Genomic DNA, 13648 nt, shown 5'->3' with positions numbered 1-13648 from the left:
TAACTTACAAACCCGTCTCTTACCATATAGGAGACGGGTTTTGTTCATAAGTCAATCAGCATCGAGTGAGAGTTAAAAATATTTTTATTTTTCTAAAGTTTACAGATTGGAATTACCCATTCTATGGTATTCTATTTTTTGCGATGGATGTCATATATATGGGGTGCATAGGGTGAAAGGGCACACGACAGAGAAAGAACGGACGATTTTTGATCATACTGGAAATAGGATCAAGACAGAAGATCGAGAGATTCGAATTCTTGCTAAGTATGAGGAACCACTGGTTGTCGTGTTAGGAAATGTGCTTAGCGATTGCGAATGCGATGAGCTAATCGAACATTCCAGAGAACGATTGCAACGTTCAAAAATAGGCGAAGATCGTTCAGTCAATTCTATTCGAACGAGCAGCGGGGTGTTTTGCGAGCAGACGGAGACGATTACAAGAATCGAGAAGCGTATCTCCCAAATCATGAACATTCCGATTGAGCATGGTGATGGCTTGCAAGTTCTACGATATACCCCTGGCCAAGAATATAAACCCCATTATGATTTCTTTGCAGAAACGAGTCGAGCAAGTACGAACAATCGCATTAGTACGCTCGTAATGTATTTGAATGATGTGGAGCAAGGCGGAGGAACGGTGTTCCCTTTGCTTAATTTATCTGTTTTCCCTACCAAAGGCATGGCTGTCTACTTTGAATATTTTTATAGCAATCAAGAATTAAACGAGTTCACTTTGCATGCAGGGACACAAGTGATCCATGGGGAAAAGTGGGTCGCAACGATGTGGATGAGAAGACAAAGCTTTCGGGTCTCCTAGATAATGATGTCCAGTGTCCCACAAAATTCATAAACAAAACTACCACCTGACAAAGGTGGCTTTTTTATGTCCTCAAGCCAAAAGTTGTCTGCTTGAACTTCCTTATATACTTGAAACGAATATTATCAAGTGTTAGACTATTTGTTATTTATTGCATAATAGCTATATGCTAAATACAAGGGGGCATCCGATGCCTGTCTTACAGAAGAAAGCAAACCACTCGAAAAAGATTAGTCTAGTGACACTTTTAACAGGACTAGTCTCTTTATCCGTTGTACTGACTGTTACTATCCTACTTATCTCATTCTATCAATCCAAAAAACAGGCACTGATTCAGACGACGTTGACCTTAAATCACACAAGTGCACTTAAAATGAGTCACACCATAGACACTTTGATAAAATCCATGCGGAGTAGCTTACAGCATTCGGCGAGCATCTTTTCCGATATGAATGCGATGAATGCAGATGAAATACATGCGAAGCTTGAATTGATACGTCGTACAAACAACTATTTTAATTCGATTACTGTGGTGGATGAAACTGGACTTGTTCGAAGTGTGTCTCCCGAATCAATTGGTACAGCAGGAACATATTTGAGAACGGAAGCGGCGAAAACGGTCTTGGCATTAAAAAAGCCCTATATTTCTGTACCATATATTACTGCAAGCTCGAAACGTCTCGTTGTGCTTATTAGCGAGCCTATTTTCGATAAGGACGGAATCTACCGCGGTTTTATCGGAGGAACGATTTATCTTCATGAAGAGAACATTTTAAATACGATCCTTGGGAGCAACCCAACGGACGAGCTAGGTTCATCTTTCTACATCGTAGGATCAAACGGTCATTTGTTGTTCCATCGTGATGCAAGTCGGATCGGAGAGGATATCAGTGCCAATCCAGCCGTGCACAAGCTCATTCAAGGGCAAAGTGGCTATGAACAGATCGTCAACTTGAGGGGACAGACGGAATTGGCCGCCTACGTGAAGGTTCCAGAGAACGACTGGGGTGTCGTTGTCGTGTCGCATATCAGTGTTGTTTATGAACAAGTAAATCGTGATATTCAACGCGTTTTGTTGTATACACTGCCTCCTTTTCTATTATTAATGCTAGTTGTGATTGGGCTCGCGCGAAAAGTAGCAAGGCCTTTCGTATCCCTGGCCGATCTTGTGAGCAAGGCGGGTAGAGAAGAGGTTGAGTTCTCGGAAGGTAAACAGCATTGGAATCGAGAGGCTGAGCTGTTAACTCGAGCCATTCGCTTTACATTAAACGATATCAAAAAACAGACAGATCAGTTGGCTCATGATGCGCGAACAGATCCGTTGACAGGGCTAACAAACAGAAGAACACTCGAGGAAACCATGCAAAAATGGATGATGGAGCAAATCCCTTTTTCTCTTATAATGATGGACCTTGATCGATTTAAATCCATTAATGACACGTATGGTCATCAGTCTGGAGATGAGGTGTTGAAACATTTTGCGAAAATGATTTCTTCATCACTTCGGCCCGAAGATGTGAGCAGTCGCTTTGGCGGTGAGGAATTTGTTGTCCTTGTTTCCCATGCTGGCTTGGAGGAGGCCTATCAGGTGGCCGAACGAATACGCCATACCTTAGAAACAAGTACAAATCCAATCGGGCAGCCGCTAACCGTGTCACAAGGTATTGCGCACTATCCTTCCCATGCTGTTTCTGCTGAAGATCTGATGCATGTAGCTGACGAGGCCATGTACAAAGCGAAGAGATCGGGTAGGAACCAAACAATGATAGCGGAAGTGGAGTAATCTATATGAGGAGCGAAGAGGCGAGAGAGCGCCTCTTTCTTTTTGAAAAAAAAAATCACTTGTTCGGTGCTAAAAAAGTAAATTCAGAGATATATTATCTCGCGATTTACATATGCATGTAACAAATGGATAATTAAGGAAACTTCAGGTTTGAAATTGTGAAGCACATGATTCTTGTATCTCACTTTGGAAGAGGGGGATTCACATGGAGAATGTTGTCACAGGGGAACAGTATGAGAGGGCACAACGCTTGCATCCTGCCAATTATTACGACGCAGTATTCAATGCTTTTGTCAGGCCAAACTGGATCAGTGGGAATCGGTTCTGGTACATCCGAGAAATCCGTTTGGAAAAGGGGACTGGCAGGCAATATGTGATCGTGGATGCTGAACAGAATACGAGTCAGCCAGCATTCGATCACGCACGATTAGCTGTCTGTTTGTCAAGAAGGGCAGGAGAAACGTATAGCGCAGAAACATTGCCACTTGGGGAACTTTTATTTACCGAGAATGGATCGTCATTCCAGTTTAAGGTGGGCGGTACTGTCTGGAACTGTGATTTACAGGAATACAGCTGCAAGCCGATAGATCATGTGGATAAGCCGTCGATGGATGAACTGCCGTCTCCAGATGGAAAGTGGGTGGCGTTCGTATATGATCACAACTTGTATGTTCGGTCACTCGAGACCGGAAAGCGTTTCAGGCTAACCCGCGACGGCAAGGCTTACTATGATTACGGAACCCAACCTGAATGTCGGCTCTCGACGGTGGGGGAGCGATTGAATAACATAAAGCTTCCTCCAGTAGCAATTTGGTCACCCGATTCCAAGATGCTGTTGACCCATCGGCTTGATCAAAGAAAGGTGCGCAATTTGTATCTGATTCAATCGGTTCCGAAAGGCGAAGAAGTCAGACCGGTACTCCACTCGTACCGTTATCCACTAGTTGGCGATCCACACGTACCGTTGGCTGAGCTGGTCGTCTGTGATTTGGAAAGGCGAACCACAGTTAAGATTGAAAACGAGCCTTTACTGGCATGTCCAGTCTCACCCCTCACTCCGGGGATGCAAATGGCCGGATGGTCAGCCGACAGTAAACAGGTATATTTCGCCCGGATGTCCCGTGATGCTCGCTCTGTCGATTTTTCCGTGGCTGATCCTTGCTCCGGTGAGGTTTGCACACTACTTCGGGAACAAAGCGATACGTTTTTGAATCAAGACCTGCATAATCTCGGGGAAACTAATCCGAATATTCGGTTATTGGTTGATGGTTCGTTCATCTGGCACTCAGAGCGTGATGGGTGGAGCCACCTCTACCATTGTGATGGCAAAACGGGGGAAATTCGCAATCCGATCACATCGGGTTCCTGGACGGTACGAAAATTGATGGCAGTGGACGAGCAGCAGGGATGGGTGTATATCACTGGAGGGGGGCTAGAAGAGGGGCGCGATCCTTATTATCAACACCTGTATCGCGTTCGTCTGGATGGAACGGATCTGTCGTTGCTGACGCCAGAAGATGCAGAGCATGATGTTGTGTTTTCTCCCAATCTGAAGTATTTCGTCGATACGTTTTCGCGAGTTGATTTGCCGCCTGTTTCTGTTCTCCGCTCGATAGATGGCACCCTGATTCGTGAATTGGAGCACGCTGATGTAGAAATGCTGCTCGAGATGGGGTACCAATTTCCAGAAAGGATTACCGTTAAAGCACGAGACGGTGTGACCGATCTTTATGGGGTGATGCTGCGTCCATTCCCGTTTGATCCTTCACGCAAGTATCCGGTCGTCGATTACATTTACGGGGGACCACAGATCATCAATACGCCGAAAGCTTTCGCGCTCGATCCCGGTCGAAGCCATGACCCGCTGGGTGGTGGACAATCTTTGGCGCAGTTGGGTTTTATCGTATTGATCCTAGATGGAATGGGGACACCTTATCGTTCTAAATGGTTCCATGATATCTCGAACGGAAAATTGGAGGAAGCAGGAGGTTTGCTTGACCATGTGACTGCGGTAAGGCAATTGGCTGAGCGCTACCCGTATGTGGATGTTGATCGGGTAGGCATTTGGGGCTCGTCAGGGGGAGGCTACGCTTCAACAAGGGCCATGCTCTCATTTCCGGATTTTTACAAGGCTGCGGTTTCCGCGTGTGGTAATCATGATCAACGGCTGTATATAGCAGCATGGGCGGAACGCTATCAAGGTCTGTATGACCCGGACTTGTACAAGGATCAAGACAATGCACGTCTGGCAGCCAATCTGACAGGAAAGCTCTTACTGGTGAGCGGAGATATGGATGAAAATGTGCATCCTTCCCAAACGATTCGGATGGCGGATGCGCTGATTAAAGCGGATAAAGATTTTGACATGCTGCTATTGCCCAACCGACATCACGGCTTTTCTTTGGAACCGTACTTTATCCGCAGAAAGTGGGATTATTTTGTACGGCACTTGATGAGAGCAGAACCTCCGTGGGGGAATCAAATAGCCAGCAAAAAGGCCATTGATAAAGAGCCGATAGAGAAATAGTGTGTGGGAAAGAAAACGGTGAACTGCGAAGAGGAGCCCTAAGAAGAGCTCCTCTTTTCCTTTTTTATTAAAACTATGGAGTTTTTTTCCGAGGAGAAGGCAGTCGCTATTTTACCTCGCGAAAACTTGCACTGACCTTTTGCAGTTCTTGTTTGAGCGAATCAAACCTTTTCTGCTCAGTCCAAGCCATGATTTGATAAAAATGTGTAGGCGTTTCGAACACTGTCACAATATACGCGATTTTGACGCCGTCACCTTCCCCTTTGGCATTGAATTGGATGGCGACCTGGTTATTTACTACGGTACGAATCGGTTTATCAACGGATACATTTTCTACTGAATCTTCAATGTTTGCTTCAACGAAGTCTGCATAGTCCTGAAGTGTGAATGAACTGTCGAGATTCTGTTTGGCATCTGATAGTACTAGTAAATACTTTTCGCTGATTCGATTGGAGATGGCTATATCAGCCTCATCATGAAGGGCTGAATCCTTGCTCCAATCGGAAGGGGCTGTTATTTGAAGTTTTTTATCCTTGCTATAGAAAATTTCTTCGGTAGGCGTTCTTGATGCGAGATCGATTATCCCAAAAATCATACTAATGATGGATAAAACAGCAACGCTGGAGAAGACAACAGCGAGTACGGTTGTTTGCTTTTTGCTGACGTTGTTCAGATCCTTCACCTTAACGACGTATGTATTCGCTGCTAGATCGCCTAACCGTTGTTTTTTGTCGGAAGCCAACACACTGATACCGGCTGGCAACCCGCCTAGAAGAAACGCATTTGCTTCGAATAGACGAATGAGGGAACGGATGAATGATTTCCATAACCCCGGCGGCCGTCCTTCTGCATTGACAGCAATGATGCGAAAAGTAAATTTTCCGATCGTATATCCGGTAAGTCCTTCTAACAGTACATAATAAGAACATAGGATAATGGCGGCTAGGATGAAGAAGTAAAGACTGTTGGCGTCTTTATCAATGGAAATCCCAAGGGAGAGTAAACCGATTAGAAAACAAGCGAGAAGAATATGATCCAGAACATGGGCTCCCCATCTCGTGAAAAAAATCGTCGCCCTGTCGTACGATTTCAATAAATCCCCCATGTTTTTTGGTGGCTCTTGTTGGGCAAGAGGAGAAAATTCTGTCGGTACCGATGATGATGACGGTTGTTGCTCCAATTTTGTGCACCTCCTGAAAAAATGTAAACATATTACATTTAACCACTTTGAAAATTGTATTGTCAAATGTAGACGATTAGAATGGAAAAAGATGAGTAAGGCGCTGCCGTCCCATTCCGGGGAGAGGAGAATAGCATATGGAAATCCACCAAATACCCGAGCAATTGCCATTGATCAAACATTCCAAAGACATCTGGGGCTCTTTTGCATATAGCAAGTGTAAGGATGCATACGGTTATGACAAGAACGGGCTGAAAAGATACGCACTGATTGTTCAGCTTCAATACGATCAGACTGTGACAGAAGCAGACAAAGAGTTCCTGCACTATTTGATGAGCCAAGAGATTGAGATGCATAAATCCCATCCGTATCAAGGATTACATGAATCCATGGACATTGTGGCTTATTTGTTGGCGAAGTGTAAGGATGTGAACCATATCCCACTGTTTGAGCAGGCAAAATTATGTAATTTCGATACCTACTATGGCTTTGACACCGAGTATATCATTTCGGCGGGGATTGAAGAGGCGATCACGTATATCAAAGAGAACGATCTGTACCGAATCAGCTCTTTCTTTCAGGATAAGAAAGAGGAACTGGAAACGATGTATACGGCTGAACATATGGAGCGATGGTTTCAATCCAAGGCTAGGAATTACCCTGCCAATCGCGAGGATGAGTCCTTGATTACGTTAATGGACAGAGCAAGCGATTTCGGTAACATGGCAAAAGCCAGGAAATTACTGGAGAAGCTAGAAGAGCAACTGGGCTCTGACAAAAAGAATTATTCTCTGTTGTATCATCAGGCAAAACAATTGGAAGAGTACGACAAGGCACTTCACTATCTCACACAGGATCTCCCGGAACAGGAAGATTCGTTTGACAAAGTATTTCTTTGGTTAAAAATGGCCGAAATCCATTTGCTCAAGCAGGACTTGGTCAAGGCTTTTGCCAGCGTTAAACAGTGCGAGCCAGAGCTCAAACTCTTTTCCTCCTGGAGGAGTGCCGGTTTGGGCAGAAGCTTGAGCGAGACCTTGTTGGATATCAGCTTGAAGGCAAAGGATAGCGACGAGTCTTTGGCTAGAGAAGCGTATCGCTGGGCCGACCAGATGTTGAAATCGACAAACAACTACAGCAGTAACGTTTTGAGAAAGGCGCACCAGTGTGCCAAGATGCTGCAACTCAAACAGGATAAAAGGCTGTACAGTAAAAAAGTCGCAATAGAAGCCAGACGAATCAACAGAATGTTTAGATGACTCAAAGTAAACCCGGCATCTGTAATGGTCGGGTTTTTCTCTGTTTGGAAGCAACGTTCATAAAAAAAATATCCACTCATGGATCACTTTGCTGTATCTTTAATCTGAGCAATATTTCCTATCTTTATATAGACTCTTTTTCCTCGTTAGCCAACCTCATTGCGCTTCAGGTCATCGATAGCAAGGCTACTTTCCATGTTTCCTTCATGAATGTCATTTTACTTCTAGGCAGGAGATGCGTATGGATTTATTAACGTACAGTCCACTTATCGCAACCAAGCTTCATGTTCCGAAGTATGGTTCGGACTTGTTACTTCGACATCAGATATTGAAAGAAATCGATGAAGCGGGCGCTGCAAGATTGATTCTCGTGTGCGCGCCAGCCGGTTTCGGTAAAACGACAGCAGTCAGTCAATGGACGCAAAATTCTGGCAAACCGACCGGTTGGATCTCTCTGGATGAATCAGATAATGATCCCGTGCGCTTTTGGCGATATTTTGCTAGGGCAATTGATATGGCTCAGGAAGACTTGGGCAAAGAATCTTCCTCGGTGCTCCACCCACAGTACACGGCTTCTGCTGAGCAGTTGATGTCCGTGTTACTCGAAGAAATTGCGGGATTTGAACGTGATTTTTATCTGGTATTGGACGATTACCATCTCATTAAGGAGCCTTCCATTCATGAAGGACTGCAGACACTGCTTCAGCATGCTTCCTTATATATGCATGTCGTTCTAATTACGCGGGAGGAACCTCCTTTTGCCCTACACCGTCTACGCGTTCGGAAACAGTTGAAGCAACTGGGCTCAGACACTCTACGGTTCAATGAGGAGGAGTGTCGACGCTTATTCCATGAGCAACTGGGTCTGAGTCTGTCGGAACAAGATATTGGCATGCTAAGCAAACGAACGGAGGGATGGGTGGCCGGTTTGCAGTTAGCAGCCTTGTCCATGCAAGGAAAGCCCGAAGCGTCTAAGGTCATTCATCAATTTTCCGGTAATGACAAGTATGTCGGGGAATATTTGTCGGAAGAAGTATTGAAACGACTTCCAGAAAAGGTGCAGAAGTTTTTGTTGAAAACGTCCATACTGCCGCGTCTGACAGGCGATCTATGCGCAGCCGTTACGGGAGAACCGGATGCTCACGACATCCTTCGCATGCTGGAGAGAACGAATTCATTTGTCATCGCACTGGATGGCGTAAATGAGTGGTATCGTTATCACCATTTGTTCGCAGAACTTCTGCTTTCCCATGTAAGGAAAACATATAACGAATTGCTTCCTGCCCTACATATCTCTGCAAGCTGTTGGTTTGAAAGTCACGGGTGGATAATGGAGGCGACTGAGCATGCGTTTCTCGGAAAAGATTGGACCCGGGCGAGCCGTTTGATCGTCGCACATGCGCCGTGGATGTTGAAACAGTACGAAAATATAACACTGCGCAGATGGATGAAATACTTTGAGAAGTCCTGGTTGGAATGCAACCCCGAGCTGTGCATTGCTTTTGCTTGGCTGCATGCTGTATCCAACGAAATTGATCAGGCGGAAATCCTCCTTCAATTGGCTGACGAAGCAACACGGACCAATCATGGGAGCTTTGACGACTGTCGAGTAGAAATGTGTGTGCTTCGGGGATATATCGAAGTGATGCGGGGAAATGTAGATCTTTCCCTCAAATATATGGAAGAATCAGTTCAAATGAAGCCAAAATTCAGCCGCTACTTCATCGTCGGTATAGAGCTGAATTCGGATGAGCCGTACGTGCTGCGTAGTCGTGTGGCCTTGAGCGGGTATTTGTCCAACGTGAATGAATACTATCCAAAACTACGGGCGATCTGGAAGCACAGTGGTCTTGGCATATTAGCCTACGGTTCCATCGTGATGGCTGAGCTCTATTATGAGAAAAATGATTTTGAGCAGTTAAAATATTTTGTACCGCGAGCAATCCAGTTAGGCACCATCTCCTTGAATTTTGGCGTATTGGTCCCCGTGTATCTGACTTTGGCTCGATGGAGAAAAGCAGAGCATCGTCACGACGAGATGTGGCTGGCCATGGAGGAAATCACATTGCTATGCCGCCAGCACGATGCGCCTCCCCATTGGATGTCTTTTGTAGAAACATTCCGCGTTCGATTATGGATCGAAGAAAATCGACGGGAAGAAATAGAAAAATGGGCCGAGCCTTACACGAAAATGAATGTCGATATTGTCGCTTCCCGACATGAATTTGAGCGAATGACGTTGGCCCGGGCATACATCTATTTAAAAAACGACAGTGCAGCCATCATGCTACTAACCAGCTTAAAGCACGAAGCGGAAATAAAGGATCGGCTCGGGAGTAGGATTGAAGCCTTTCTTCTGCTCAGCCAAGCATACATGATCCAAAAACAGCATCATGAAGCGACGGCGTGTATGCGCATGGCGGTAACGTTAGCCGCGCCAGAAGGCTATGTACGCACTTTTTTGGATGAAGGCCCTGGCGCTGCCAAAATGCTCTATTCGCTCTATAAAAGCAAAAACGTATCCAAGCAAGAGATGGCTTATCTTTCGATGCTGCTCAAAAGTGTAGAGAAGGAATTTCCTACGCTAGATATTCAAATCCGGGTATCCCCCGCATTGGAAAAATTGACGGAAAGAGAGTCGGAAGTACTGGCACTGATCGGTGAAGGGTTGTCCAACTCGGAGATTGCGGACAAGCTGCATCTCACACTGGGGACGGTAAAAGGGCATGTGCATCAAGTTTTTAGCAAGCTCCAGGTGAAAAATCGGGCACAAGCCATCGTCAGATTAAGAGAAAGTGAGATCGACCATTAGAATCACCCCGCCTATACGGAGGCCACTGAAAAAGTCCACTCTTTCAGTGGCCTCAGCCATTTTCGGGTGTTTGTTTTCTTTACAAATCCATCTCATGTACACACAACGGTCACATCAGCCATCTATACTCATCTTGTAAAACCAAGGTTGGCGGTCATCGGAATGGCGACGGTGAGATATGGATTCGTAAGTTTCACAATAAACTGGTAATCTATGCAATAAAAGCACAACCACGAGTAAGGAGTGCGGAAATGAAACGGAAAGTGTTACTCGTAGAGGACGACGAGCTCATACGTGAATTTGTATCGGATTATTTTAAAAAAGAAGCTTGGGAAGTGTACGAAGCGCAGCACGGAAAAATGGCGATGGAACTTTTCGCTCTGCACCCTGTCGATTTAGTTGTGCTAGATATTATGATGCCCGAGATGGATGGCTGGTCGGTGTGCAGAAAAATCCGCCAACAATCCGACATTCCCATCATGATCATTACAGCAAGAGTAGACGATGATGACCAGTTGATGGGATTCGAGCTTGGCGCGGACGAATACGTCACCAAACCGTTTAGCCCAAAAGTATTAGTGGCCCGTGCCAAAGCTCTGATGAAAAGGGCAGAGGGGAGCATCGGGAGGGGAGATGATATCGCTCAGTTTGGAGCATTGACGGTAAACAAACGAGCTCACACCGTTACGATTGCAGGCGTCCCGATTTCATTGACACCAAAAGAGTATGAGCTGCTTCTGTTCTTCATTAAGCATGAAGGGACGGTCTTGTCCCGAGATAGCATTTTGAATGGGGTTTGGGGGATGGACTACTTTGGCGACCATCGCACCGTTGATACCCACGTGAAAAAACTGCGTGCCAAGCTGGATACAGAGCAGCATCTGATTCAGACGATGATCCGTTTTGGATATAAGTTTGAGGCAAAACGATGAAACGCCTTCGACTTAACGTTGTGACAAAATTATTTGCCGCCACTTTTGTTTTTGTCTTTTTGCTCTACGCTTTGATATTGATAGGGGAAAAGTTTTTCTTCGAGCGCTTTTATTTAAATGCGAAAGTAAGCGAGCTCTCACAAGCAATGGTATCTTTTCCAGATGAGTACGCTCAACTCCCTCCCGACAAGCACAAGCTGGATAAGCTGGTGGGTACATTGATGAATCGCACAGATGCCAGCATAGCGATCGTAGATGAGCAGCTCAGACAATTGAATCTCACCCCCTATTTTCTAGAAATAAAAGTAGCAAATAAAAATCAATTGATTACCTTACCGCTAAAAGAAATGCAAAGCACCGATCTCCCTGAAGGACTCCGTGTTGGAGACACGATTACCATCGACGGAATCTATATAGATGAGAACGATACGATCATGAAGCCGATACGGATTGCAAGGCAAAGTCCATCCACAAATGTGTCCGAAAATGGACTAACCCGGGTTACGGCTGTTATTTCTGAACTCATGCTGCCTAGTCAGCAACGGGCACATAACCCTTTTTATCAGGATTCTCTCGTAGCGGATCAAATCGGACCATGGCTGGAGCAGCAATACGACGAGATTACACAGATGAAAAGCGGATCATTCATCCAGCGGAAGTGGACTGATCCGTGGAGTGGTGTAAACTATGCCATCGTGATTCATCGGTTCTCCTATCAGGGCGGGGCGAGTTTCATACTGGCGGTGACGACGTTGCAACCAGTGAGCGATGCGGTAAGTATGCTGACCAGCTATTCCTTATACGCGACGCCAGTCATCCTCGTCATCTTATTGCTGCTGTCCTTTGTCTTTTCGAAGATTATCACGAAACCATTAGTTACGCTGAATCATTCCGCTTCACGTATGGCTAATCTGGACTTCACAGAACATGCTTCGATTCATTCTCAGGATGAATTCGGTGAGCTCTCTCGCCATCTGAATACGTTAGCTGGCAAGCTAGATCAGACATTAAAAGACCTGACGAATGTCAACGTCACTCTTCGCGAGGATCTAGAGCATAAGGAAAAAATGGAGCAGCTTCGCAAAGAATTGATTGCAAACATCTCTCATGAACTCAAGACCCCGCTTGGCATTGTGAAGGGCTTTGCGGAAGGGTTAAAAGATGATGTCGCACATGAAAAGCGGGAGCGATATATGGACGTCATTTTAAGCGAAGTCGACAAGATGAACGAGCTCATTATGGATATGCTGGAGTTGTCCAAATTCGAAGCCAAAGCCATTTTGCTTCGTAGACAATCGTTTCCCGTATCGGAAGTAATAGATCGTGTAGCCGCTTCCTTCCAACTACAGCTGGCAAACAAGCAGGTACGACTATGTCTCGCCTTACCTGAAGAGAACAACGTATGGGCAGATCCAAGACGTATCGAGCAAGTGATCGTGAATTTGCTCGGCAATGCAGTCCGGCACGCCAATCCATCAAGTGAGATTCGGATTACGGGGGCCCGCGAGCGGGAGTGGATCCGGTTTCGAATCGAAAATGAAGGAGCGCACATTTCAGACGATCAACTCACGCGGATATGGGAGCAATTTTATCGAGTAGATAGCTCTCGCTGGCGGAAATCTGGCGGCACGGGTCTCGGATTGGCGATTTGTAAACATATCCTCGATCTGCATGGCAGTGATTATGGTGCGGAAAATACCGTGAATGGAGTCGCTTTTTCCTTCACGTTGGTTGAAAATGAAAACAAAGGTGGAAATGACAATGAATCTGAAAAAGAATAAAATGAAAAGTTTACTGGCTGTATTGGTCCTATCACTCGTTACGAGTGCTTGTGGCACACCGCTTCCTACAGAATCGACTGCTCAAGTGCCGCCTCAAGTTCCTCAGGAAAACAAAGAAAACAAGGAGAAACAACCGGAGAACGTTGCACAAGACATGGCCGCAGAGCAGCAGGAAAAAGAAATTCTCGTCGTGGTCGACCAGGAACCGAAACCCATCGATGGGAATAGCTTCGATTTCTTTATCGAACAGGTACCTGCCGGCTATTCGTTAGCTAGCATGCAGTGGAAGTCTGAGAAAACTGACATCGTAAGCACGATAGAGCAAGCGATCAAAAACGACACAGAAGGTATCCCTGGTGGGAATGGCTTTTACATCAGTGGCAATGGACAGTTCACTGGTTTCTTTTACAAGGATGAGTTGAAGGGGGAAAAGGGGAAATTGATTTTGGTCTTTCAAAATGAGCAAGGCAATGAAAAGACATGGGAGAAGGAGTTAACCCTTAAATAACGCACGCTCAATTGGAACCTCATTTTTGGGGTTCTTTTTATTTTGTTTG

General features: G+C 45.5%; 9 protein-coding genes. 8 read left to right on the top strand and 1 reads right to left on the bottom strand.

The genetic code is table 11. The features are described from left to right. Positions 1 to 172: 172 nt before the first annotated feature. The 3 genes from HPY28_RS19105 (at position 173) to HPY28_RS19095 (ending at position 5130) form a co-directional block, all read left to right on the top strand. On the top strand, positions 173 to 820 hold the full coding sequence (locus HPY28_RS19105; protein ID WP_174231181.1) for a 2OG-Fe(II) oxygenase: 648 nt from the start codon (positions 173 to 175) through the stop codon (positions 818 to 820). A 190-nt stretch (positions 821 to 1010) separates the two neighbouring features. After that, complete coding sequence (locus HPY28_RS19100; protein WP_174231180.1) at positions 1011 to 2603, top strand: sensor domain-containing diguanylate cyclase; 1593 nt, start codon at positions 1011 to 1013, stop codon at positions 2601 to 2603. Positions 2604 to 2808: 205 nt separating this feature from the next. Next, a complete protein-coding gene (locus HPY28_RS19095; RefSeq protein ID WP_174231179.1) occupies positions 2809 to 5130 on the top strand; it encodes a S9 family peptidase in 2322 nt (773 codons plus the stop codon). 106 nt (positions 5131 to 5236) lie between these two features. Here the strand turns inward: HPY28_RS19095 and HPY28_RS19090 are convergent, their stop codons facing one another. Further along, entirely contained in the window at positions 5237 to 6310 is a 1074-nt protein-coding gene (locus HPY28_RS19090; RefSeq protein WP_174231178.1) for an RDD family protein, read from the bottom strand. A gap of 137 nt (positions 6311 to 6447) precedes the next feature. Here HPY28_RS19090 and HPY28_RS19085 point away from each other — a divergent pair, with 137 nt between their 5' ends. The 5 genes from HPY28_RS19085 to HPY28_RS19065 all read left to right on the top strand — a co-directional run bounded on the left by HPY28_RS19085 (position 6448) and on the right by HPY28_RS19065 (position 13599). Then, on the top strand, positions 6448 to 7566 hold the full coding sequence (locus HPY28_RS19085; RefSeq protein WP_174231177.1) for a hypothetical protein: 1119 nt from the start codon (positions 6448 to 6450) through the stop codon (positions 7564 to 7566). 241 nt (positions 7567 to 7807) lie between these two features. Next, on the top strand, positions 7808 to 10378 hold the full coding sequence (locus tag HPY28_RS30835) for a winged helix-turn-helix domain-containing protein (protein ID WP_174231176.1): 2571 nt from the start codon (positions 7808 to 7810) through the stop codon (positions 10376 to 10378). A gap of 251 nt (positions 10379 to 10629) precedes the next feature. After that, on the top strand, positions 10630 to 11310 hold the full coding sequence (locus HPY28_RS19075; protein WP_017251702.1) for a response regulator transcription factor: 681 nt from the start codon (positions 10630 to 10632) through the stop codon (positions 11308 to 11310). After that, positions 11307 to 13091, top strand: a complete 1785-nt coding sequence (locus HPY28_RS19070; protein WP_174231175.1) for a sensor histidine kinase — start codon at positions 11307 to 11309, stop codon at positions 13089 to 13091. The genes HPY28_RS19075 and HPY28_RS19070 overlap by 4 nt, the downstream gene beginning before the upstream one ends. Further along, on the top strand, positions 13072 to 13599 hold the full coding sequence (locus HPY28_RS19065) for a hypothetical protein (protein ID WP_174231174.1): 528 nt from the start codon (positions 13072 to 13074) through the stop codon (positions 13597 to 13599). Before HPY28_RS19070 ends, HPY28_RS19065 begins: the two co-directional genes overlap by 20 nt. Positions 13600 to 13648: the final 49 nt, after the last annotated feature.

The sequence above is a fragment of the Brevibacillus sp. HB1.2 genome (genome assembly GCF_013332495.1).
GTDB classification, from domain to species: domain Bacteria; phylum Bacillota; class Bacilli; order Brevibacillales; family Brevibacillaceae; genus Brevibacillus; species Brevibacillus porteri.
Note: the sequence above shows the minus strand (reverse complement) of the source record. Positions and strands in the feature narration are given on the sequence as shown.

What these genes read in the sequence shown, in the direction of transcription:
- HPY28_RS19085 (WP_174231177.1), top strand. Translation starts at nt 6,448, where the DNA reads ATGGAAATCCACCAAATACCCGAGCAATTGCCATTGATCAAACATTCC.
- HPY28_RS19095 (WP_174231179.1), top strand. Translation starts at nt 2,809, where the DNA reads ATGGAGAATGTTGTCACAGGGGAACAGTATGAGAGGGCACAACGCTTG.
- HPY28_RS19100 (WP_174231180.1), top strand. Translation starts at nt 1,011, where the DNA reads ATGCCTGTCTTACAGAAGAAAGCAAACCACTCGAAAAAGATTAGTCTA.
- HPY28_RS19065 (WP_174231174.1), top strand. Translation starts at nt 13,072, where the DNA reads ATGAATCTGAAAAAGAATAAAATGAAAAGTTTACTGGCTGTATTGGTC.
- HPY28_RS19070 (WP_174231175.1), top strand. Translation starts at nt 11,307, where the DNA reads ATGAAACGCCTTCGACTTAACGTTGTGACAAAATTATTTGCCGCCACT.
- HPY28_RS30835 (WP_174231176.1), top strand. Translation starts at nt 7,808, where the DNA reads ATGGATTTATTAACGTACAGTCCACTTATCGCAACCAAGCTTCATGTT.
- HPY28_RS19075 (WP_017251702.1), top strand. Translation starts at nt 10,630, where the DNA reads ATGAAACGGAAAGTGTTACTCGTAGAGGACGACGAGCTCATACGTGAA.